General features: G+C 55.9%; 19 protein-coding genes. 4 read left to right on the forward strand and 15 right to left on the reverse strand.

Annotated features, from left to right (window positions below; all coding sequences use genetic code 11):
- Positions 1–2 precede the first annotated feature (2 nt).
- Positions 3–1,145, forward strand: coding sequence for an HD-GYP domain-containing protein (locus PCAR_RS06720; RefSeq protein ID WP_011340902.1), 1,143 nt, complete (start codon positions 3–5; stop codon positions 1,143–1,145).
- 172 nt (positions 1,146–1,317) lie between these two features.
- Here PCAR_RS06720 and PCAR_RS06725 read toward each other — a convergent pair whose 3' ends face one another.
- Positions 1,318–4,260, reverse strand: coding sequence for a cyclic nucleotide-binding domain-containing protein (locus PCAR_RS06725; RefSeq protein ID WP_011340903.1), 2,943 nt, complete (start codon positions 4,258–4,260; stop codon positions 1,318–1,320).
- A 314-nt stretch (positions 4,261–4,574) separates the two neighbouring features.
- Between PCAR_RS06725 and PCAR_RS06730 the strand changes: the two genes are divergently transcribed.
- Entirely contained in the window at positions 4,575–7,979 is a 3,405-nt protein-coding gene (locus tag PCAR_RS06730) for an AAA family ATPase (RefSeq protein WP_011340904.1), read from the forward strand.
- Positions 7,980–7,999: 20 nt separating this feature from the next.
- Positions 8,000–9,463: a hypothetical protein gene (locus PCAR_RS06735; RefSeq protein WP_148204312.1), complete on the forward strand. Its 1,464-nt coding sequence runs from the start codon at positions 8,000–8,002 to the stop codon at positions 9,461–9,463.
- A gap of 72 nt (positions 9,464–9,535) precedes the next feature.
- On the opposite strand, the gene PCAR_RS06740 is transcribed toward PCAR_RS06735, so the two are convergent.
- The 14 genes from PCAR_RS06740 to PCAR_RS06805 all read right to left on the reverse strand — a co-directional run bounded on the left by PCAR_RS06740 (position 9,536) and on the right by PCAR_RS06805 (position 23,266).
- Entirely contained in the window at positions 9,536–10,777 is a 1,242-nt protein-coding gene (locus tag PCAR_RS06740) for a flagellar hook protein FlgE (protein WP_011340906.1), read from the reverse strand.
- Positions 10,778–10,849: 72 nt separating this feature from the next.
- Positions 10,850–11,230, reverse strand: coding sequence for a TIGR02530 family flagellar biosynthesis protein (locus PCAR_RS06745; RefSeq protein ID WP_011340907.1), 381 nt, complete (start codon positions 11,228–11,230; stop codon positions 10,850–10,852).
- A gap of 4 nt (positions 11,231–11,234) precedes the next feature.
- Positions 11,235–11,891: a flagellar hook assembly protein FlgD gene (locus tag PCAR_RS06750; protein WP_011340908.1), complete on the reverse strand. Its 657-nt coding sequence runs from the start codon at positions 11,889–11,891 to the stop codon at positions 11,235–11,237.
- Positions 11,892–11,909: 18 nt separating this feature from the next.
- Positions 11,910–13,652: a flagellar hook-length control protein FliK gene (locus PCAR_RS06755; protein ID WP_011340909.1), complete on the reverse strand. Its 1,743-nt coding sequence runs from the start codon at positions 13,650–13,652 to the stop codon at positions 11,910–11,912.
- 72 nt (positions 13,653–13,724) lie between these two features.
- Entirely contained in the window at positions 13,725–14,234 is a 510-nt protein-coding gene (locus PCAR_RS06760; protein WP_011340910.1) for a MotE family protein, read from the reverse strand.
- The gene (gene fliJ / locus PCAR_RS06765) at positions 14,231–14,671 is read right to left on the reverse strand and encodes a flagellar export protein FliJ (protein ID WP_011340911.1); all 441 of its coding nucleotides are present in this window, start codon (positions 14,669–14,671) and stop codon (positions 14,231–14,233) included. The genes PCAR_RS06760 and fliJ overlap by 4 nt, the downstream gene beginning before the upstream one ends.
- Positions 14,672–14,774: 103 nt before the next feature.
- Positions 14,775–16,076 carry a flagellar protein export ATPase FliI gene (gene fliI, locus PCAR_RS06770; protein ID WP_011340912.1) on the reverse strand — a complete coding sequence of 434 codons (1,302 nt, stop codon included), beginning with the start codon at positions 16,074–16,076 and terminating at the stop codon, positions 14,775–14,777.
- Complete coding sequence (locus tag PCAR_RS06775; RefSeq protein ID WP_011340913.1) at positions 16,076–16,801, reverse strand: flagellar assembly protein FliH; 726 nt, start codon at positions 16,799–16,801, stop codon at positions 16,076–16,078. Before PCAR_RS06775 ends, fliI begins: the two co-directional genes overlap by 1 nt.
- Complete coding sequence (gene fliG / locus PCAR_RS06780) at positions 16,788–17,810, reverse strand: flagellar motor switch protein FliG (RefSeq protein WP_011340914.1); 1,023 nt, start codon at positions 17,808–17,810, stop codon at positions 16,788–16,790. Before fliG ends, PCAR_RS06775 begins: the two co-directional genes overlap by 14 nt.
- Positions 17,811–17,844: 34 nt before the next feature.
- On the reverse strand, positions 17,845–19,404 hold the full coding sequence (fliF, locus tag PCAR_RS06785) for a flagellar basal-body MS-ring/collar protein FliF (RefSeq protein ID WP_011340915.1): 1,560 nt from the start codon (positions 19,402–19,404) through the stop codon (positions 17,845–17,847).
- A gap of 273 nt (positions 19,405–19,677) precedes the next feature.
- Positions 19,678–19,977 (reverse strand): flagellar hook-basal body complex protein FliE, encoded by a 300-nt coding sequence (gene fliE, locus PCAR_RS06790; RefSeq protein WP_011340916.1) that lies wholly within the window; start codon positions 19,975–19,977, stop codon positions 19,678–19,680.
- A gap of 8 nt (positions 19,978–19,985) precedes the next feature.
- Positions 19,986–20,417, reverse strand: a complete 432-nt coding sequence (gene flgC, locus PCAR_RS06795; RefSeq protein WP_011340917.1) for a flagellar basal body rod protein FlgC — start codon at positions 20,415–20,417, stop codon at positions 19,986–19,988.
- Between the two features lie 12 nt (positions 20,418–20,429).
- Positions 20,430–20,855, reverse strand: coding sequence for a flagellar basal body rod protein FlgB (gene flgB / locus PCAR_RS06800; RefSeq protein ID WP_011340918.1), 426 nt, complete (start codon positions 20,853–20,855; stop codon positions 20,430–20,432).
- A 17-nt stretch (positions 20,856–20,872) separates the two neighbouring features.
- A complete protein-coding gene (locus tag PCAR_RS06805) occupies positions 20,873–23,266 on the reverse strand; it encodes a tetratricopeptide repeat protein (RefSeq protein WP_041531292.1) in 2,394 nt (797 codons plus the stop codon).
- On the opposite strand from PCAR_RS06805, the gene PCAR_RS18605 reads away from it, so the two are divergent.
- Complete coding sequence (locus tag PCAR_RS18605; protein WP_148204313.1) at positions 23,241–23,564, forward strand: hypothetical protein; 324 nt, start codon at positions 23,241–23,243, stop codon at positions 23,562–23,564. The genes PCAR_RS06805 and PCAR_RS18605 overlap by 26 nt on opposite strands.
- Positions 23,565–23,712: the final 148 nt, after the last annotated feature.

Genomic DNA, 23,712 nt, shown 5'->3' on the forward strand with positions numbered 1-23,712 from the left:
ATATGAAAACCGACCGGGATCGGGCCATTCACGATTTTGCCAGAGAATTGGCAACAGCCATTTCGACAGTATCGCTGTATTCAGCCGAACATGCCCAGGTGGAGCGACTGTGCCGTTCGATACTTGCAAACATTCAAAAGGTTATGGCGGGCAAGGACGATATTTCCCTTGTGGTTATAGATAACGAGTTGATCGTCGATGGCATCCCCTTGAGAGGAAGTTTGCATTTCGGCCGGCTGGCGCAGCTTCTGGCGTTACGGGGCATCGGGCACGTGAAGCTGATCCGGGGTGTCGGGCTTGAAGAAATCCGGGACATGGTCGAACATCTCTCGAAACGAAACGCCGAGCATGCCGTTCACTCCACTGCCGGCATCCGTTACGGAAAAGTCGGGGTGCGGTTTTCTTACAACGACGAAGAATCATCGGAAGTAAGTCCCGGCGAGGCCGTTGCAGGTGCGAGCCTGTTTGACGGAGAAATTTCGAAGTACAGGGAAATCTGCCGGGGCATCAGGAAGCATAAGACACTGAAGGTGGCCGGAATCATGGAGATTGTCTCCGGCTTCATTGCCACGGTCAAAAGTGAGGCAGATCCTTTGTTGGCGTTGGCGCCGGTTCGATCTTCAGACGAATATACATTTACGCATTCCGCGAATATCTGCATTTTGAACCTTGCCCAGGCCATGGCTCTCGGTATAGACGGGCCGGTGCTTCATGACATCGGCATCGCCGCCATGCTTCACGATGTCGGCAAGTTTTTCATTCCCGAGGAGGTGCTTAACAAGCCGGGCCGCCTGGACGAAAAGGACTGGAATTTCGTTAAGCAACATCCTCTATGGGGAGCCCAGTATCTTCTGGATACTCCCGGAGTGCCTTCGTTAGCCATCATTACGGCATACGAGCACCATCTCAAATACGATTTTTCCGGTTATCCCGTCGTTCCGGCTTCCTGGCAACAGAATCTCTGCACCCAGATGACCACGGTGTCCGATTTTTTCGATGCCCTGCGGACCAAACGTCCATATCGCGACGCACTGGAGATGGAAAAAATCTCCGCTTTAATGCTGGAGATCGCCGGAACCGAACTTAATCCGATACTTACGAAAAATTTCCTCAAGATCTTCAACAGAATATCGGAAATGGCCTGAGTTCTCTTTTTACCATGCGCTGAAATCCCCGGGTCGCCCCCAATTGACTGGCCACTCGGATCCATTGAAGGATGTCTTGGAACTTGCGCGTTGTAAAACACAGAAACCTCGTCTGGTGGTTCTGGCGTCAATTTATTCTGAACAACCTCTGAGGAAACTCTTCCGTGCGGTTTCATTTCTGCCATAAGCGGTCGAGTTGAAGCCGCTCTGTTACCAATTCTTCAACGATGCTTCGAAAAACCGGATTCATGTCAAGCTGCCGCAAAAACTCCTCCCTGGCAATGCGAAGAACCACTCCCTGGCCCACTACCGTGGCCGTCGGCAGGCAACCCTGGATGGCGGAAATTTCCCCCAGAACGGTGCCAGGGGCAGGACTGACCGGTTGCCCATTCCGCACAAGGAGTACTCCGTTCTGAAAAACTTGAAATCGTCCACACAAAACCAGGTACACGCTGTTGCACTCCAGGCCCTGGTTGATGAGTGGATGTTTTCTTCCCACATCCTCCAATGCCACGAGGTGCGGTCGGTCCCTGGCCAGATCCAGCAACACCCGGACGAAGCGCTGATCCAGGATCTGCTTTTGCAGATGCCTGGTGCGCTGCCTGATCTGCCATGCCCGCATTTTTTTCAGGACTGACGGGATGGCCGAAGTGGCTTGTTCGAGGCGCCGCAGTTCTTCCTGAAAATCGCCCCGGTAGAGCCGGCCCATGAGATGGAAGGTGTGAGGAATGTCCCCTTCCCCAAGACAGGGCGCACAGTCTGTCTTTGAATGGGGAAGAAACTCCAGATAAACCTGGCGGTCCCTGAGCTTCCCATCTTTACTACGCACCCGCCGCGTTCCCGCCCGGATCAGTCCATGGCACGAAAACAGGTCATTGGTGTCGATTGGACCGGAACCGAAACTGTACGGGCTATCGTACATCAATTCATTGTAGAAACCGTCGCACAGTTCGACCTTTCCGGATTCGCTGTCGTAGAGGAACGAGAGGGAATGTTCTTCCACGAGATTCAGCAAGCGGATCTCTGCGATGGATCCGCCGCGGACACCGCTTTTCGGGATCCGGGGTATGCCGCCGCCTTCGGCAACCGGAAGATGCTCGATTGGCCGCCACTTTCCGCTTACCGGGTCGCGCGGTTCAATAAGCCTTGTGCTACCATCGTCATGAGCGACCAGCAGTTTGGCGTTTTCCAACTCGTACCGGGTAAGGGGTTGGCCGGCCTCAAACCCGTCCACGCCGTAGCAGCGCTCCACGGCGGTTGGGTCTTCCGCAGATAGCCGTTCGGTCTGGTATTTTGCCTCCATGGAAATCGCCTCGATGTAAACCGCCACATGCCCGCCGCGAAGCTGGTATCGCAGGATGTCGGGAATTTCTCTGCCGACAATCCGCTGCGCTTCCTCCATCGCATCTTGTTCCAGGCAGGTCAGTGCCGCCGCCAGTTTCTGTTTTACCTGCACCTGTTGATAGAGGGCAAAGAGCGTTCCGTTCAGGTACATGGTTTCCCGGCAATCGCCCGTTTGCAGGAGCATCGCGGCGCTCAGGTCGGTGATGGAGCGGGAACCGATCCGCATGGCGGGATCGATGCCCGAGAGCAGAATCAGGCCGTCGGAGCGGGCGTCGAATCTTCGGTGGGCGGGAGACTGAAGGTTCTGAAGCTTGGCCACACCGAGCCAGGAACCGACCAGACGGCGGATTTCATCGAGTGCGGCCCGTGGGTTCATCCGCTCCGCGGAAGGCAGCGCCGGCAGTATCTTTTCCGTAACAAGGAAGCGCAGGTCGTCCTGCACCTGGCGGTTGATTGTCAGGTCGGGCATGCGGGCTCCTACACGGCCGATGCCGCCCTGGATGTGGTAGGGAACGAGATTGTCGGTCAATGACCTGAAATTTATGGTTCGCTTCAGGAACTGGTCTGTCGAATCTGCGGAGTCCGTCTCCAGCAGTTTTCTAAAGGGCTCGGCGAGCGCCGCTCCGCATCTCTGGCCGCCATCGGCAAACCGCTCGCGGGCCGACTCAAGTTCGGACAGCACCGCCTGCATTCGGCTCAGAACCGAATTTACCTGATCGGCTTCCGGCAACCGGCTGCCGGGGATATCGGCCGTTGCCCGGGTGTAGTCACGAATATGCTGCAAATCGTGGAGTAGGGCCTTCAGCTTGAAATCGGCATCCAGACAGGCAAACAGGCGGGCCAGGAGGGGAGAGATATCACTCGCAGGGCAGCCTTCGACGAAATACAGTTGCAGGTATCCTGCATGGGCCCAGAAGTCGAGCGATTCCGCTCCGCCCCGCATCTCCAGGGCCACACGCAGCAGGGCGGGTTGGAGGGCAAGGCAGTGTTTCAGCTTACGGATCTCGGTCCCGAACCGGCGGAGTGACCCTTTTTTCATTTTATTGGGCATTGCAAGTCGTTGCCGCAGAAGATCCCTTTCCAGGTCCATGGTTCGCTGCAACCAGCCGAATCCGGGAAATGTCGAGCTAAATTGCTCGAAGCCGTGGCGGTACGCCCTGTATGCACTGTGCAACCACTTGCGGCGCAAACTGTGAAGGCGGTCAGGAGTGATGCCGTTAAGATCAACACCGGGAAAGTGGCGGGCAAAATCCTCCCTGGTTTGTTCGGTTACGCGGGCGATGATCCCATCGACAAGCTCCAGTTCGCGGGCGAAACTCTCCGCAGCCAGCATTCTGTTGCTGCAGGCGTCGCCCAGAATGCCGCATACCAGGCCATTGCTGCCGCCTTCGGCAATAATTCTTCCACATTCCGTGATGACTTTCGCGGACCTGCCGACCTTGTTCAGGGCTAGCAGATAAAACTCCCGGACCCGGGGAACGGCCCGAAACTCGGCGTTTCCGGATTCTTCGAAGAGCCGGATTTCACGGTCCGGCGCACTGTGCAGGCGGAAGCGGTTGGATATTTCCAGGAGTTCGGCAGTCGTCCAGCGATCGAGCCCGGCGACGTTGTCGAAAACCAGCGAGGTGAGAGACTCGAGATCATCGGCCTCGTCCAGCCTGATTCTGAAGGCGTAATCCCGTAGCAATTCCTGTTTGCCCTGCTCGTACACCTTCTGCAGATCCAGGTTCTGCAACTCATCAAAGCTTTTTGGCAATTGTCGTCGGTTCATCCAAATGCTCCTCTTCGCGCCGATTGCCCCGAAAGTACGAGCGAGCATTCCTTATTGCAACTGTCCGCATTAACGAAATTCGCTCTTTGAGCGTTTCACGAAGTGCAGCTTGCAGGCCTTTCTTCTCCTTATAAGTTTGTTACACTTTTCACATAAAACAATGCTTCGGTTCCCTTTTTTAACCACAGTTCGCTTTCTGGCGACTCGAACACATAACTTATTCCCGGAATCGGTTGCCTGTTAGTCCGATACCCGTTGTTCGACTCCCGCCGCAGTTCAACAAATGACCAACTCTTCCGGTCGAGGATGCGGAAATGAAGTGTCCCAAATGCGGTTTCGATAGTTCCGATAACCTGAACTTCTGCGGCCGATGCGGCGAACGGCTCCATACTGTGGGCGATTATGCGCCGGAAGAACCCTCTGCCAGTGCCGAACAAAATAGAAAGCCCCAAAGTGCTTCGCGTTCAGACGGCATGGCCATCATCCGGCGTTTTCTGACTCCGCAGCTTGCGGACAAGATCCTGTCCGCCCGCGGCAAAATCGAGGGGGAACGCCGGCAGGTGACGGCCCTGTTTGCGGACCTCAAGGGCTACACGCCGCTTTCGGAGGCGCTGGGGGAAGAGGCGATCTTCAAGGTGATGGAGCGGGTCTACGAAGGTATGATCACCGCCGTCCTCGAAGAAGAGGGGAGCGTACAGGAATTGACCGGCGACGGCATCTTCGCCCTGTTCGGCGCGCCGATCGCCCTGGAGGACGCCCCTCTGCGGGCCTGTCGCGCTGCCCTGGCCCTGCAGAACAAATTGAAAGTTCTCGGTGAGCAGCTGGAACGCGAACTTGGCGTCCGCCCACTGGCACGTATCGGCATCCATACCGGACCGGTTATCGTCGGTACCCTCGGCACCGACCTGCGCATGGAGTTCAAGGCTGTAGGAGACACCATAAATCTCGCATCCCGGCTGGAGTCCATTGCCGATCCTGGTTGTGTTTTCATCAGCGCGACCACCCACCGCCTGGCCGATCCCTTTATTGTCTGCTCCTGTGTCGGCGAGCGGAAGATCAAGGGCAAGAAGCAACCGCAGCAAGTCTACCGGCTCGAGAGCATAAAAGAACACGCCGTCCGCTTCGATGCTGCTCTTCAGCGTGGACTCACCCCTCTGGCAGGCCGATCCGAGGAGCTGGACCTGTTGCATCATTATCAGGAAAAGGTTGGCCGGAATACCCTGCACCTGGTTCTGGTCATCGGCGAGGCCGGGGTTGGCAAATCCCGGTTGGTACATGAATTCAAAGAGCGCATGCAAAGCCGAAGAGTCCTTTTTCTGCAGAGCAACTGCACCTCCTGCGGCAGCTCCATTTCCCTCATGCCGTTCATTCACCTGGTAAAAGATCTGTTTCGTATCCAGGACGATGATGACCGGTCGGTAATTAAGCGGAAACTGACCCAAGGGCTGGAACTCTTCGGTATGGATTCGGCCGCCGCAACACCGTACCTGATGACCCTGATCGGATTTCATGAAACAGGTAATGCGCTCAGGGGGCTCGATGCCAAGATCGTCGGCGAGCGCACCCGGGAAATCCTGGTCGATCTGCTGCGTAACCGATCCCGACTGACCCCCACGATTTTGGTTATAGAAGACTTGCACTGGATCGATCCGGCATCGGAGAAATTGCTCGGCCAGATGGCCCGGGAAAAAGGGCAGATGCCGCTGCTTATTCTCTGCACCACCCGACCTTCCTTCACATCACCGTGGTCGCTATTGGAGAATGTCAGGGAGATGCAGCTCAAACCGCTCTCCCGGGAGAGTACGATGCACATGGTTCGGGCACTTCTCGATTGCGACACCATCGATGAAAGCCTGGCGCGGGTGATTTTCCAAGAGACCGGGTGTAACCCGCTCTATACCGAGGAGATGACCCGCTTTCTGCTGGAAAACGGTGCCATAAGACGGTTGGGGCGAACAGCGACCTGCGAGTTTTCTGCCGGAGAAATCGAGGTTCCTCCGACGGTTCTGGATCTGCTTCAAACCCGGGTCGATCGATTGCAGGAAGAGCCGAAGGGAGTTTTGCAGATTGCGGCGGTCATCGGCCAGCGGTTTTCCCCAAGCCTGGCCCGCCAGGTCTCGGAATTGGGCGATTCCTTCGACCGACATCTGGGCGAGCTTGAAAAACTCGGGCTGATCTTCCGGGAACAGGCCGAAGAACAGGTCCTGTACCGATTCAAACATGCCCTGCTGCAGGATGCCGTCTACAACAGCCTGCTGCAGGAGCGACGGGAGGAACTCCACCAGGCGGTCGCCGAAACCATGGAGCGGGTGTATACGGACCGGCTGAGCGAATGGGCCCATACCATTGCCTATCATTGGGGAAATACGCGGGATATCGGTAAAGCCGTCCAGTATCTGGTCATGGCGGGCGAGAAGAGCTACTGGGTGGGCGCGATGGAAGAGGCTCACGAACGCTTCTGTAAGGCCGTCGATTTGATCGAAGCCGAGCCTGGGTGTGTCGACGATCTCTTCATCGCCGATGTCCTTCTTAAATGGACGCTGGTATTTGTATATCGTGCCGATTTCAAGAGTGTGCTTAGTCTTCTGGAACGCTACCTGCCGAGAATGGAAACCCTTGGCGATAAAAAAAGATTGTCCCTGATTCTTTCCTTGCTTGCCGGATCGTACGTTTGCGTAGGTCGGGGGGACAAGGCAAAACCGTTGGTCGAAAGGGCGATGAAATTAGCGGAAGAATCGGATGATCTCTTGTGTATCGGCCACGCCGCGCGGGTGCTGGCCTGGCTGTACAATTACTGGACTTCGGATTGCGGGCAATCCGACACCATGGTGGAGCGTTATTACAATCAGGCTATCGAATGCGCCGGACAAACCAATGACATCTTTATCTTCTCTGACATAACGTCCCTCATGGCAAACCATCTAATATCACGGGGCCGTATTGTCGAAGCGCGGGCGTTTTGTTCTAAATTCATCGAATTAGGGCAGAGGTTCCGGGATAATCGATTCTTGTCCCAAGCCCAATCGTATCACGGATTTATTAACTTCAGAGATGGACGGTACCAAGAAGCCCTGGAGAATGCGGAGCAGGCTCTCCAGTTGTCACCTGACCGCCTCGATGATCTCTGCGCATTAGCGGTGAAAGGTGGGGCGCTTGCCCGCATGGGAAAGGTACAAGAAGGCCTCGAGATTTTACATAAAGTACGGGATGATATTGTTGAGAACAAATTCGTTTTTCTCAGGGCACCGGTTGACATGTACTTTGGAGCAGCACTTGTGCTCGCAGGTCAAATACAAAAAGGGGTATGTTACCTGGAGGACGCAATCAAATACTGGGCGTCATTGGGGAATTATACAGTCCCCACAACCACGCACAGAATTTTGGGAGACATCTATAGATGGATGGCCCTGGGGAAAATGAAACTACCTTTCGGCATCGTTCTGAAAAACCTCTGGTTCATTGTGCGAACTTTGCCAGTCGCAAATCGCAAGGCGCGCCGGCATTACCAGGAAGTCGTGCGCAGCGCCAGGGACTGCCACATGCCGTCACCCCTTGCAAGGGGGCTATACGGTTTGGGGGTCTTGTCCATGAAGGGAAAAGAGTTCGAAAAAGCACGCGCTTATCTTGAAGAAGCGATTCAGATTGCCGAAGGCGAAGGGCTGTGTTTTGCCGAGAAGGTCAGGAAGACATTGGCTTCGATTGAAAAATGCAAACGATGAGGATCCCTGTGGATAATGCAATGGATGGAATAACCGTGCAGATCCTTGGAGATCATGGACCCTTTTCCAGAACAGGAAAAAGCGTGGGGTACAAGCTGTGCCTCGGATCGTCCACCTTGCTCCTCGATTGTGGGGCGCCGCTGTTCCAGCAGATAGGCGGTCATGGTCTGCAAGAGATCGAGGGACTGATACTGACCCACTGTCACGACGACCACAAGCGCTGGTTCACGGATCTTGCCCTGTTTTACCGCTATGCCCCCGATATACGCAGAAAGCTCCGGTTGCTCACTACCGAGGCCGTTTACCACAATCTCAAAGCGGCATCGATGCCGATATTGGGCACGGGCCTATCGGACGATGCAACGACTGTCACGGATGTGGCGTTCGAGGATTTTATCGACTATCGGATTATCGGGCCCAAGGCGCGGTACGGAATAGTAACCCGGGAAGAGGATAGCGGAAAATATGCACTCGAAGTTGTCGACCGGGAGGGGAATGTCCTGCCGCCGGAGGCAGCGAAAGTCATCATCCACCCCGCGACAAAAAAAACGCGCATGCTCTTCAAGGATCCCGACTGCGGCGAATGGATCGAGCCGGAACATTTTTATCCCTTTTCGGGAGCGCACTTCTACGAGGAGGACCGGAATATTTATGCATGTGCCGGTTATGCGATCGAGGCGCTCACCGCCCCGGTTTGGCATGGCATTTCCTGTACGGGAGTGAAGATAAGTAATGGCGCAGAGACATTGATATTCAGCTCGGATACCGTGCATGACAAGAGGCTGTGGAAGCGGCTCTGCTCGGAAAGGAGGCCGCAGCAGCTACGCATGTCAAAAGGGGAATTCGAGTCGGCGGCGGTTATCTACGGAGACATCAACGACTACATTGAGCGCATCTGGAGTGAAGAACGCTACGCGGAGGCCGTAACCGCCTTTGCAAATGCCGCAGTGATACATGACATATCCGCCGGATCAAACGTGGTCCACACCGGTTATCAAAACCTGGGAAACACCACCCTGCACAAAGAGCAAACCCTGCTGGCGCATTGTCCCGACAGGTTTACCTCCGAATGGCCTCTGTGCCATACCGGCAAGAGCTACCGGATTGTCAAAGGCCGGTTCCGGGAGGTTGTTGGCGATAGACGCCATCTTCTGGATGCGGATCTGTACCATAAAAAAAATGGCAGATTTTTCGTCGGCTACAGGAATGACGAGGGCAACTATGCGGTATTCAGAGAAAAGGGGCTGTTAAAGTTGAGTCCGGAGCACGAAAACCATGGGGGCCGTTTATTGTACCGGGTTGATCTGTACGAAGATATGGCCGGCGGCTATTTTCCGGTTTTTAATGAGCCGGACGTTTCCTATTTTGAGCGGGATGACGGCAGGGTTGAGCTGTTGCGGTTTAATGATCGGGGCAGCACCGGGAAGATCGTTGAAGATCAAAGGGAATACCTGGAGAAACCATGGGAAGGAAATATGGATTAGTCATTTAATGTGAAAAGCCCGGAACCAGCATGGGTTCCGGGCTCAAACATACACTATGTGTAAATCTCCAAACTAACGTTTGAGATTGATCAGTTCGCTGAGCATTTCATCGGTGGTGGTGATGACCTTGGAGTTGGCCTGAAAGCCTCGTTGCGTGGTGATCATCTTGACGAATTCGGCGGCCAGGTCGACGGTGGACTGCTCCAGGGCATTGGTGAAAATGTTACCGAGTTCGGTGCCGGGAACGCCGATGCGCGGGGGACCCGACTCCCCGGTGGCGGAGAACAGGCTGGCGCCTTCTTTGCGCAGGCCGCTGAAGCTGGAAAACTTGGCCAAGACGATGCGGGATTTTGCGATCTCCTCGCCGTTGGAGTATTTGGCGAGTACGTTGCCTTCGTTATCGATGGAGATGTTGGTCAGATTGCCCGCGCCGTAGCCGTTCTGTGTCTGGGAGATGACCTGGGAATCGTTGGCGAACTGGGTGGTGTTCTTCAGCGCAAAGTTAATGGTCTGGGAGGCGGTGCCGGCTCCCGGTGTCAGGGGGCCGAGGGTGGCGGTGCCGCCGGAAATCTGCTTGCCGCTGGTGTCGAATTCCAGTGAATTGCCGGCGGTGGCCGAGGAATAGAGCGTGGCGTCGTTTTCGTCGACCACGTTCCAGTCCCAGGTATTGTCGTCGCTTTTGATAAAGTAGGTGGTCATCAGATGGGTGTTGCCGAGGGAGTCGTAAATGGTGGTCGAGTTCGAGTAGTTGTAGGTTGTTGTGTCGTTCGGATCGAAGGCGGCCGTGATGACGGGCTCATTGGCATCCAGATTGGTGGAGAGGGTAATCTTATCGGTCATTTTCGCCTCGATACCGGCGTTGATGTCGACCATGATATCGGTGGCATCGGCACTGGAAAGGACGCCGTTGACGTAGGTTTTCCCCTGCACCCGGTATCCCTCGGCATTGGTCAGAAAGCCTTCGCCATCGAAGCTGAAGGAGCCGGCGCGGGTATAATAGAGGCTTTCGGCCCCTTCTTCACGTACCACGAATAAACCTTCTCCCTCGATGGCGAGGTCGGTCTGCGATTCGGTGGTTTCGAAGGTGCCCTGACTGAAAAGGTTGTCGACCGTGGACAGTCCGGTGCCGCGACCGACCTGAGAGGCGCCGCCGGAGCCGTTCACGGAACTGGCCAGCAGATCGGAAAAGACCGTACGACTCGATTTGAAACCGACGGTATTGGTATTGGCGATATTGTTGCCGATCACGGACATGGCGGTGCCGTTGGTGTTCATACCGCTGATGCCGCTGTAAAGTGCACTTGAAAGGGCCATTTGTACTCTCCTTGTCAGGGATCGCGTCTGTCGGTCGGCGATCCGCGAACCTCCTCGAGAGGACCGGTTCGGTTAAGCGATGATAGCGCTGTCGATATTTGTGAAAACGTTGTCTTTAAGTTGAGTCTGATCCAGGACCGTGACCACCTGGCGGTTTTTAACGCTGACGACCAGTGCCGTGTTGTCCATCAGCACCAAAGAGTCGCGTCCTCCTTTGGTCTGCACCAGATCGACGGCTCCGTTGAGTCGTTGCAACTCACTGTCGGAAAACTTAATGCCGCGATGCTCCATGCGTTGCAGGGCATGGCGGGAAAAACCCACCGGGTTTTCAAGCTGCCGGGCCAGTGTCTGTTCGAAGGACTGTGCCGTTTTGCCGGGTGTCGAACGGCTGCTCCTGTTTGTTGCCTGGGTTGGCAACAAGGGTTGCGGCAAAATGGTTAATCGCTCGTTCATGGTCTTAATTCCTGACGCTGGTGACCTTGCTCAGATTGTATTCCCCGAGGCTGGTGACCAGTGTGCTGCTGCCGCCGTTGAGATCGACTCCGCTGACAGCGGTTTTGACCAGCGGGCTGCCGGAGGCCGTTTCGCCATCGCGGCGGGCGCTGATTTGCAGTTGATAGTCACCGGCAGGCAGTGACGCACCGTTGGCGTCGGTGCCGTTCCACTGGATGAAATGTTCACCCGCGGACAAGTCGGTTCCTTCCAGGGTGGCTACGGTTTGCCCCTTGGCGTTTTGAACCACCAGCTGGACTTCATCCACGTTGTTCGACAGGTCGTAGCCCAGGGTGACGGGGGTGCCGCCCAACTTGAAGCTGTCGGATTGCACCACCACATCCTGGCCCATCAGGCCCAAGGCGGTCATTTGCACCACATTGCCGTTGGTTGTCTCCAGTTGCTGAAGCTGGTCGTTGACGGTGAACAGCTGTTCCAGGGAACTGTATTGAGCCAACTGCGAGGTGAACTCCGTCGGATCTTGAGGGTTGAGGGGATCCTGATTCTGCAGCTGGGTAACGAGTAGCAGCAGAAAATCATCTTTGCCCAGGTTGCTCGATCCGGTGAGACTGCCTGTCATGCTGCTGGAGGCCGTCTGGTTTACATCTGTAACGGTTGTCATGGTTTTGACCTCTCCTCTTTAAATCCTCAAACTGAGGCCAGTGGCGGAATTTGCCCGATTTGTCGGTTTGGCAATGAGTTGTTCTTCGGTCTGTACGGCAGCGCGATGGTTCTGTTGCCACGGGTTGCGATGGGCTTGCTGCTGTTGACGATCCAAGAATTCCTGCGTGTTGTTGCGTTGCGCGTCGACGCTCACCTGGATGGTTTCCAGGCGCAGACCCTGCTGTTGCAAGGCTTCCTGGAGGCGTGGCAGATGTTTTTCCAAGATGTCGCGTACCTCGCTGCTATGGGCCTGCAGGTGCAGTTGCATACGGTCGTTGTCCTGCGTCAGATTGAGTTTCACCTGTCCCAGTTCCTCCGGATGCAGTTCCACCGTGAGTTGCCTTTTGCCCTCCAGTTCTTTCAGGGACGATCGCTGAATGACCTGCTCCATGACCTGTTGTTCCGGTATGGCAAAGCCGTTACCGGATGGCAGGGCGTCGGTGGTAGCTGCAGACGCTGTGGACATGGGCGAAGACAAAGGCGAATTGCCGGCAACAGCGGTCTGCTCGGTGCCCTGTATCATGCCGGGTGCCGATTCCGTCGTGCCCGGGGTGACCTCGATGATCGTGGTTGTCTGGCCGGGATCCCCGGTGATGGCGGGTTGACTATTTTCCGTGCCGGCAATGACGGTCGATGGATTTGAGACCGTTTGGTCCTTGATTTCCAAAACCGTCTCAGTCGTCTCTGTACCTTTGTTTCCTTTATCCGCGGCATTGTTTGGCAGGCTTGCCGTATTGCGCGCTGCCGGTGCCGTCACCAGGTTCGGTTCCGAAACCGGCGCCTGGGTGGCAGAGGCGGTTGGCTGTTCTGCCGACACCATATCGGAGTTGCTCGTTTGGTTCTGACCAAGCAGATCCGAAAAGCGGCTTTCGCCAAGCGGTTGTGCCTTGGCTTTGTTCGCTACCGGTTTATTCGTGGCCTGCCCGGAAACGGATGGTGCCACCTGTACGATTCGATCAGCGGTGACCTGCGACAGGGTTTGTGCAGCCGTAGCCGGAGATGCCTCGAGGTCGGGCGATGGGGCGGTTTGTTGGTTGCTGCCGGTTTGCTGGTGTGTCGTATCGGCGATGTGTGACAGGGCAGAGCGGCCGTTCACGGATTCCTCCGAAGGGCTTGTCTGCTGCGCAACATCCCCGGAGATCTCATTGCCCGGAGCATTGTTTTGCTGGGGCGCGATCGGTTGTTGCTTGCCGATGCTCGCGGTAGCCGTCTGCGTTTCCTGAATCACGGGGATTGCCTGGTTTGTCTGCGCAACAGCCACCGTTGTTTCAGATTTTTCCATAACGGAACCGGTTGCCGTCGGGCTCGTGGTGTTTTGCGTGGGGATCTGCACCATGGGTGCATGCAGGATCGTACCGGCCATCAAGGATTCCGCTATCGGCTCGGTGCCTTCGTCCGAAGGTTGCAGGTCTTCCAACGCCGATTCCGATGTCCGTGCCGACACGATTTCCCGGTCGGTCGGGCCGTCCGGTTTTACCTCGACGGGACTTTTTTCCCCAGTCGAAGACTGTTGTGTTCCGGAATTCGGGAGATTGGCGGTGTTTTGCGTGTTTGTCGTGGCTTTTGCATGTGAAACAGGCAGATCCTCCGACATGTTGTTGCTGCCGGATTCCTGTTTCAGGACCTTTTGAAAAGCACCTTTGGTTGCCGGTCTCGAGGTCTTTTGTGCGATACCCGGAGCGACGGCGGTTTCAGGCAGGATTGAGGATAGCATTTGCATGGGTTTTCACCTCCTTTCCATGGGATCGGTGGTGGAAACCCGGGCAGACCGCCCGTTATGCAGGCGGGTGCTTCAGTCCCGCGCCAGCGCGGGAAAGGAAGAACTCAGTTTGGCGGCAGTTGGGGCTCCCAGGTTGTCCAGGATCCGGCCGGCAGCTTTGATCTTCATGTTCTGCAGGATTTCCACCGCGAGCTCAAGGTCCAGACCTGCGATGATGGCGGCCGCGTTGGCGGGTTCCATCTTTTCGTAGATCTTGCTCAAGGTTTTGATCTTCTCTGCCTCCTGGGTCGTTTTGCGTTCCAGCAGACGTGTAACCTCGGCGCGAACCTTCTCAAGCTCGGATAACTTCTTATCGACCTCAGCCTCCAGGGTCTTTAGCTCCATTTCGTGTTTTTCCAGAGCTTTATCCCTGATTTTGAGATTTTTTAGCTGGGTCTGGATAGCAGCCTCGATGCGCCGTTGTGCGACGGAAGATGTGGCGGGCCCGGCGGGGGCGAAGGTGTCTTCGGCGTACAGGGGCAAGCCGTCCCCCAGTACAAGACCGAGGCTCAATAGTATGGCTGTCAATCGAAGGGATCTCATGGGCGCATTTTCCCGAGCAGCAGGGCCATTTCATCGAGATGGTTCATCTCTTGACGAAGCATGTCCTGACGATGCTCCTCCTCTTTTTTTGATTTGAGTTTTTCCATCAGGGTTTTATCTTTGCTGGCTTCTGTCAGGCAGTTGCGTTGCCGTTCGGTCCTGGCCTGAAGGTCGGCGGCTTTGGTCCGCAGCTCTTTCAGCTCCTGGGCCTGGCGTTTTAGACTCCGCTCATAGATAAGCAACTCCTGCAAAGCCATGCCGTTTCTCTTTTTGTCCTCGAATTGCTCCTGCATGGCGAGATAGCCGCTCTGATGCCGGTCCATGCGTTGCTGCAATGCCGCTTCTTCCGACATGGCTTCGGCCAGAGCCTGGCGTGCCTGGTCTTCCAGCAGGGTGCGATGTTTGAGCAGCGGTTGCAGTTTGAATTTGAAGGTCATCGTGGCGTCCCTGGACGTTGTGCGATTAAAGATAGATTGTCCATCCAACTCCGGCGCTTAATACAATGTAACTCTGAGCATCCTTGCAGGGGCTCTTATGGTTTTAGAGCTGCAGGTCGTTAAGCTGGTCAAGAGTGGTCGACAGATCGACCGCTTCGCTGACCCGTTGACGTAAAAAGCGCAGAACGTTGTCGATGTGGGATAGGGCCGTATCGATTTTGGGGTTGCTGCCCTTTTTGTAGGCGCCGATATTGATCAGGTCTTCGGCCTCCTCGTAGGTGGCAAGAATTTCCCGCAGGCGCCCGGCGAGGTCTTGGTGTCCGGGATCGACAACCGCATTCATGACGCGGCTGGCCGAGTGCAGAATATCGATGCAGGGATAATGGTTCTTGGCGGCGAGCCGGCGGGAGAGCACGATGTGGCCATCGAGAATGGAACGCACCGCATCGGCGATCGGCTCGTTCATATCATCCCCCTCGACCAGCACCGTATAGAGACCGGTAATGCTGCCGCTGTTGCGGAAGCTGCCGGCGCGCTCCAACAGTTTGGGCAGGGTGGCGAAGACCGAAGGGGTATAACCTTTGGTGGTCGGCGGTTCGCCGATCGCCAAACCGACTTCACGCATGGCCATGGCAAACCGGGTCACCGAATCCATCATCAACAAGACGTTAAGCCCCTGGGAACTGAAATACTCCGCGACGGTGGTCGCTACAAAGGCGCCGCGCATGCGCAATAGCGGCGACTGATCGGAGGTCGCGACTATCACGACGCTGCGGGCCAGGCCTTCGGGGCCCAGGTCGCGTTCGATGAATTCGCGGACCTCGCGTCCGCGTTCACCGATCAGGGCGATGACGTTGACATCGGCCTGGGTATTCTGCGCGATCATGCCCAGCAGTGTGCTTTTTCCCACCCCGGAACCGGCCATGATGCCCATGCGCTGGCCCTGGCCGCATGTCAGCAGGCCGTTAATGGCGCGGATGCCCAAATCGAGTGGAGTATCGATCGTGTCCCTTTCCATGGGACCGGCCGGTAAGGCGTAAAGGGGCATGTCGGTTTCGCGGACGGGCAGGGGCCCATCGTCGATGGGCTGCCCCATGGCGTCGATAACGCGCCCCAGCAGTTCGCGGCCGACCGGCAGGGTCGCACTGTTGGAGACCACCCGGATGCGGCTGCCCGGCCCCAGTCCCCGTAATTCCCCGAGGGGCATCAGCAGGGCGCGCGAATCCCGGAAACCGACCACCTCGGCCGGTACCGGGGTACCGCCGTCGCGGGGCATCAGCTCACAGAGGGTGCCGACCGTAGCGGCAGGGCAGTAGCCTTCCACCACCAGACCGACGATCTGGGTGATTTTGCCGCTGACCTGTATGGGGGCCAGGTTGTCGATGCATGCGAGCAGGCGATCCATCAGGGTTGCTCCAGGGTGGCCAGCAGGCTGCGGTGAATCAGGTCGAGTTGGCCGTCGATGGTGGCGTCGACATCACCGATCTCCGATTCGAGCAGGCACCCTCCCGAAGAGATATTCGGATCGGCCTGAAAAGTCAGATTCTGCAGACCGTTGATGCTCGCCAAAAACAGGGGTTTGTGTTTGGTAACGGTTTCCAGATCGGCAGGATTGACCCGTACGTGGTAATGATCGGATCGCACCGCCATCTGCAAAGCCTTTTCGATGGTGTCGATGATGATTTGCGGATTGACGCTGGTTTCGGCATGCAGCACCTGGCGAACGATGGACATAACCAGGCGTAGCATATCGTTGCTGCTGTTTTGCAGCAGCGAACCCCGCAGACGGCTGACCTCTTCCAGGGCCTGAGCCAGCATATCGCTGGCATGTCCCAGTTGCTGTCGGGCCTCTTGCAGCGCTTCTTCGCGGCCTTGCCGGAATGCCGTTTCCAGTTCCCGTTGATAATCGATGGCCGGGGCGGGCTCCGGTTCCGGCTCGGGTTTCTCCGCAGGTTCGGGCTCGGTTTGCTCCGGCGACTCTTCACAGGGGGTGAGAGGTTCCTGCGCAAGCGTCTCCCCGGCTTCGAAAGGGTTGTAACTGTCCGTCGGCATATCCTCGCCGAATTCCCGGAACTGCAACGGTTTCAGATCGTCTGGATCCGATGAGTTTATCAGCTTAGACGAGCGCATCCTGGCCACCTCTACCTGGAAGTACGATTTTTCCATCCTCTTCAAGTTGCAAAGCGATTTTGACGATTTCCTGCTGAACCGCTTCGACTTCCGACAACCGGACCGGGCCCATGGCTTCAAGGTCATCCTGAATCATTTCCGCGGCGCGTTCGGAAATATTGTCGAAAACCTGATTTTTAAGTTCGTCCGAAGCCGATTTGAGGGCCATGGTCAACTGGTTGTTGTTCACCTCGCGCAGCAGGACCTGCATGGTGCGACCGTCCATGTGGGCCAGATTCTCGAAGGTGAACATCTGTTTGCGGATATTTTCCGCCAGTATGCGGTCGGTCTTTTCGATATTTACCAGGATCGTGCGGTCCGCACCGCTGCCGAGATGGTTGATGATGTCCACCGCTCTGCCGATGCCGCCGATCTGGTGTTGTTCCTTGTGGGCCACGACGCGGATTTCCTGCTGCAGGGCGTTTTCGATCTGACCGAGAACTTCCGGCGATACTTTGTCGATTTTGGCGATGCGGAACATGATGTCCGATTGTACTTCCTCAGGCAGGTGATTGAGGATTTTGGCGGCATGATCGACCCGCTGGGTCGATAAAATGACAGCCACCGTCTGCGGCATTTCGTTGCCGAGCAGGCTGGCGACCATGCGCGGGTCCATCATGGCGATGGTCTCCAGAGGACGGGCACTCGATTCGAGCTGTTCCATGCTGAAAGACACCTGCTCCATGAGTTTTTTGGCCCGTTCTTCATTGCCGCTGCCGGCAATGGCATTTTTGACGAATTCGTTACTGCGCACAAAAAAACCCGTATTGGTTTTTTGCGCCAGGGCGAACTCTTCCAGAATCTGTTCGGAAACCTTGGCCGGAATATGATCGATGGCCAGCATGCAACGGCTGATCTCTCTTACCTCGGCATCGGAGAGGGTTTCGAATACCTGCATGGTGGCTTGTTCGCCAAGGGTGAGTAATAGAACCGCTGCTTTTTCCGGGCCTGTCAGTTTTTTGATGTCCATGGTTTGTCTTTCTCGGTCTCAGACGCCGGTCGAATCAATTATCTTTGAGCCAGGCCTTGATAATCTGAGCCGGATCCTTCTGCTCTGACGGCTGGCCACTGGGCAGGCTGAGAGGGGGCTCCTGAGCCGCGCTGCCGTCAGGTAATCCGGCCATCTCGGATTCGAGTTGTTCCACGGTTTTGTAATGTTCGACCATGGGGCCGTCGCCACGTAAAATCTGCAACAGCGGCCGGATCACAAAGAAGTAAAACAACCCTGCGGTCAGTGCCAGCAAGGCATATTTGATCATCGGAACCATTTGGTATATACGGCTCCAGGGCGATGATTTTACCAGCGGTTCGCTGTTGAAAGCCGTTTCAAAGGGTCTCGATATGACAGCGATCTGATCGCCGCGGTCCGGGTTGAGGCCCAGGGCGCGGCTGATCATCTTTTCAATGGCGGCAAGTTCTTTGGGGTCGCGCGGTTGATAGGATGGAGCCTTGTCGGTATCGCCTTGATTGTCGACCGGACGATCGGCAACCAGCACTGCCACCGAAAGGTTCTTGATGGAGCCCACCGAGTCGACCTGTTTGCTGACCACTTTGCTTATTTCGTAATTGATGGTTTCGTTGCTGCGGCTGGTGGGAATAAAGGAGTTGCCGGCTTTTTCGTTTTTGATGTTGGTCTGCACGCCGGGAACCCCGCCCGCATTGGCGACACCGCCTTTTTCGCTGGAGGACTGTTCGCTGCGCACGGCCGTTTGGTTGGGGTCGTAGCTTTCCTCCATGCGCTCACGCTGGGTATAGTCGATGGCCGCCGTGACCTGGACCATGGAGTTGCCCATGCCCAAGGCGCGATCCAGCAATGCCTGTGCCCGCAACTCAAGGCGCTGCTCGAGGTTTTGCTGGTATTCCAGCATGTCCGGTGCCGTGCCGCCAGTGCCGGAGTGGTCGGCGGTCTGGGACAAAACCCGGCCGTTGTCATCGATAACCGCGACTTGGTCCACATCGAGTCCGTCGACGCTGCCGGCTACCAGATTCACGATGCCGAGGATCTGGGTTTCACGAAGACTTTGCCCGGTTGCCAGTTTGACGATTACCGAGGCGCTGGCTTTTTGCTGCTGATCGCGGAATAAACGCTTCTCCGGCAAAGCTAGATGAACGCGGGCGGCTTCCACCGGGGCCAGGGAGGCGATGGTCCGCGACAGCTCGCCCTGGAGAGCCCGCAAATAATTGATCTTTTGCGCAAAGTCGGTCATGCCGAAACTTTGCTTGTCAAAAATCTCGAAACCGACGCCGCCGCCGCGGGGCAGGCCGCTGCCTGCCATGGCAAGGCGAATTTCATACACCTTGTCGGCCGGGATGAAAATGGCACGGCCGCCGTGTTCAAGTCGGTAGGGTACCTTTTGCTCTTTGAGGCGATCCACCACCGCCGCCGCATCGGCACTGTCCAGATTGCCGAAGAGCATTTGATAATCGGCTTTGTTGGCCTGAAATATAATGGCGGCAAAGAAAACCACACAGGCCAAAACGACAGCCAGAAGACTCAGCTGCCGCTTACGAGGCCACTGGCGAATGGTTTCGATCAAATTTTTCGGCGAGGTTTCTTCGGCCATGGGGCCAAACCTTTCATCATTGTGGTGTGGAACCGTTGCTCAACATGCTGCCGGAATCCGGCGCAGGGGCATGGGCGTAAAGCGAGGTTTGTTTGCAACCGAGGCGCTCTTTATGGTGCGTGTTGCATAGCGGTTCGCTGTTTCCCGAAGAGCGATGGCCGGCCTGGCCTTTCCACCGCTATTGAGAATCCGGAGACCATGGGGAACGGTCACGGAAACGATCCGTGAAAATACTGCCCGGCCCGAAAAGACCGAATCAAAGGTCCGTGAAAACTAAATCTGCATGCGCATGATTTCCTGATAGGCTTCGACCACTTTGTTGCGCATCTGAACCATCAGACGCATGGAAATGCCGGCTTTTTCCATGGCGATCATCACCTCATGAATGTTGCGGGACTCGCCGGTCTGCAGTTTCTCGATGGCCTGATCCGCCTGGGCCTGCGTTTTGCCGACTTCGTCGATGGCTTCGGCGAGTAAATCGCCGAAGGAGTTGCCGGTTTTTTTTGTTTGAGCTTCACCGCCGGCTTTGATCGCCGTTTGCAGCGGTTGAGAGATTGCACCGATGTTTTTCATAAAGATCCTCAGCGTCCGATTTCGAGGGCTTTGGTGGCCATGCGTTGGGCGGATTTTATGGCCGAGATATTGGCTTCGTAGCTGCGCATGGCTGTCATCATGTCGACGACTTCTTCCATGACGTTGATATTCGGCAAGGTCAGCATACCGTTTTCATCGGCATCGGGATGCCCCGGCTGATAGACGGTGCGAAAATCCCTTGAGTTGGGTTGGATTCGGGACACTTCGACACCCTGCACATTTGTGTCCATAGCCTGCTGAAGGTGATCTTCGAACATGTTCTGGCTCGACTGAAAAACCACATCGCGTTTGCGGTAGGGGCCGCCTTCCGGGGTGCGCGTTGTGCCTACATTGGCAAGATTGCCGCTGATGACGTTGAGTCGGGTACGCTGGGCAGATAAGGCGGATGCACTTACCTGCATGGCAGTAAAAATATCCATGGAAACTCTCCTTTAGCGGCCGTCCTGGCAAACGTATTTGAGGGTTGATAATTTCTTGCTGAGTATCTGGGTCGTGGTTTCATAGAGTAGCTGGTTTTCGCTCTGGGCGATGAGTTGCTTGTCCAGATCTACGCCGTTGCCGTCATTGCTCAGGCCCTGGTCCGGGCGACGCTGGATTTGCCCCTGCAGCGTGTCCAGTCCCCCGGCGGCAATGGGAATATGCCTTGGGTGGGGCTGGTCTGAGGGCTGGCCCGGGGCGGACTGATTGTTTTGCAGCGCACGGGCAAGGTCCTCCTCAAACGACAGTTGTACCGGGATGTAGCCCGGAGTTTGGGAGTTTGCGATATTGGAGGCAATCAGTTCCTGTTTTTGCTGGCGCAAATCCAGAACCTTGCTCAATACGTTAATGGTGCGATCGAAAATTCTGATTTCTGACATGGGTTGCACCTTTCGATTTAAAGACGGGCCGATCGTTTCATGTCATGAGCCGCAATGGCATCTTTGGCCAGGCGTGCCCAAAAAGAAGCTTGTTTGTTTTCGGCAACTTGCCGAAAAAGTTTTAGGGCCGATTGGTTATCGCCGGATAACAGTTTTATCTGGCCGCAGCGATACGTTGCCTGATCGGCATAGGTCTTATGCCGTCGCAGCTGTTCGTAAAGATCCAGAGCTTCGGCGTTGCGAGTCTCTTTGAACAGGGCCTCCGCTCTGAGGAGCAGGCCCTCGGGGGTATCGTTTAAACTTTTGGGTTGTTGAATGATTCTTCGACTGTTGCCCTGTTTCCAGTGAATTACAGCACTTTGAAGGGCAATGTCGGCATTTGTAAGGTGTTTGTACTTCTGCAGCAGCTGGACCGCTTCATCGAGACGGTTGGATTTGGCCATGGCCATCAGTTGCAATTCGAAAAGTTGAAGTCGATCCTTACCTGAGGGATATTTTTCCAGGTAGCGCCGCGCCAGGGAGATGGCCATGGCATACTGCGAGCGGTCATGCAGCAGTTGAACCAGAGGCAGGTAGTAAGCTTTGTCCCGGTGTCCCGCTCCTTTACGATCGATCAGGAAAAAATAGGTTTTGCTGGCCTTTTGCCATAATCCGAGCCGGGTGTAAGCCTGGGCCAGGTCGGGAAGAAAAGACCAGGACAGATTGCCGTCGATCAGCAGGTCGCGATGTTCTTCGACCATGACCACGGCTTCCAGGTCGTGCCCGTCCCGGATCAGCTTTTCAATAAGCGGCGGCAGAATTTCCGACAAAAGGGTTTTCGCTTCCTTTTGAAACGGTCCGCGCGAAAAATTGCGCAGAAAAACCTTCAGCAATGCGGCGGCCCGGTCTTGCTGATTATGCAGATGGTGGACCAACGCTTGTTTTATAGCCGCCTCTTCCCGCAAAGAGCGCAGCGGCGCGTTTTCGGCAATCGTGCCGTAGTCCCTGGCAATCTGCAGAAATGACACGTTTTCCTGGTTTGAAAAGCGGTGATCGAGCAAAGCCATCCACGCAAAAAATCCTGTTTCCGTCCCTTCGTAATTGTCACGTAATTGCTCCAGGGAAACCAGCGCCCGCTTGCGATCCTTGGCAAGATAGGCAGCTTTTGCCGCACAGAATTCGGCGTTTCCATGCTGGATGGGATCGTGCAGGCTTTGGCTTAATTCCACGAAATGAACCTCGGCCTCCTTGTATCGGCCGGTTTCAAGGCAGCTCAGTCCGGCATCGTAACGGATGTCGGGAAACCGGGCATGCAGGTCGGGGCGGGAGTACATACGGCGAAAGCCGCGAGCCGCCTTGGTTTTTTTACCCATGTGGAGAAGTGCTTGCGAACGTCGCCATTGGACCGTCCGCTGCAGGGCGTTCGGCCAATGCTGAACCGGTTTTTTGAGGAGAGCGTAGGCTTGTGCGTGCTTGCCGATTGCCAGCAACAACTCGGCTTCAAGCAGCCGGGCGTACGGGGTCAGGGGAGATGTTGTGGCTGAGGCGGCCAGTACCGGCGCGAGTGAACACCGTGCCTGATAGGGGGCGCCGCTGGCGGCTTCAGCCAGCGCGCAAAGATAGTTTGCCCTGGCGGGTTGCGCTGCATCACCTTCTTCAGTTTTTAACGCGTTTAATATCTGTACGGCCCGCTTTGCATGCCCCGTGCGCAGCAACGCCTCGGCTTTCAGTTCTGCGCCGGGATGCCCCGTCACAGGAATGCCCGCTTGTTTCAGTTCTGCAGCCAGCGTTTGCCACTTTCCGCTGTTGGCCAGTTTAAGCGCTTTGTGCAATATGGGCTCGGTCCGGTCTGTGGGCCAAGAGGGCAAGGCCGGTAGAGAATATTGCATGGGGGTCTGAATGTCAGGCCGGGTGTGGAAAACCTTGAAGAAGTCCTGCCAGCGGCCCGTATAGACGGAATTGAGCTGCGGCGTGGCAATGCTGTCGAGACTCTTGTGCGCGGTCGGCATGCCGCTTAGTTGAAAAGCAACAGCCGGGCGTTGAGCGCCTTCGGTCGGCCAGCGAATATCCAGAGTTATCTGTTGCCTGGCAGGCGATTCAATGGTCGCGACGCGGGTCGGAATTTTATGTAACAAGATAGAGACCAGCAGCTCCTCCTGCTTTCGGGCCAGGAGAACTTTTACGATTTTATCGTCTTCCGGGAGGGTGGTCAGGGATGAACCTATGTCGGTCTGCTGAAAAAGAAGATCGACACGTTGACCGGACGTTTCGAGGTGAAACTCCGGGAGTTTCGAAAAGTCGAAGACGACCCGCGACTGGTCAAACTCATCCACCTTGGTGAGGTTCTGCAGCCTGTGTACATCGGCGGCCCGGACCGGAAGTACCGAACCGATGAGCAGCAGGACTATGACGAGTAATCGCAGTTTGATCATAAAAGCACGCTCTTGGAAAGAAATAGTGGCAGCAGGTTGTTTGCCCGTTGTTCTGGGTGGTTTTGCTATTATTGTGCCAATCATTAACATGTTGAAAAACAGCCATAAATTCATATTCATTGAAAAGTGGTGCCGGACGACATGCTTTTCAGACAAGGATTTGACAGGGCAATGGTGTGGCAACGCTGTCGATGGGGTGCAACATAACTGGGGCAGGCCAGGGGCAGTCGGTGTCGAATTTTTTCGCGATAAGGACCCGTCCTGTGTTGAAGCGGCCTTGCTGCGGGCGGATTGTTAAATGTTTTATAAAATTATTGAATGTGGCCCGAAACTTGAAGTATCATCGACGCGCCGATTTGTGACGTCGCCGATCCTGACAGCGGGAGAGGGACGCCGCAACGGGCTGACTTTGGATACCACGTGGATGAAAACCACATCAGAGAGGC

Origin of the sequence: Syntrophotalea carbinolica DSM 2380, assembly GCF_000012885.1 — a bacterium.
Classification (GTDB): domain Bacteria; phylum Desulfobacterota; class Desulfuromonadia; order Desulfuromonadales; family Syntrophotaleaceae; genus Syntrophotalea; species Syntrophotalea carbinolica.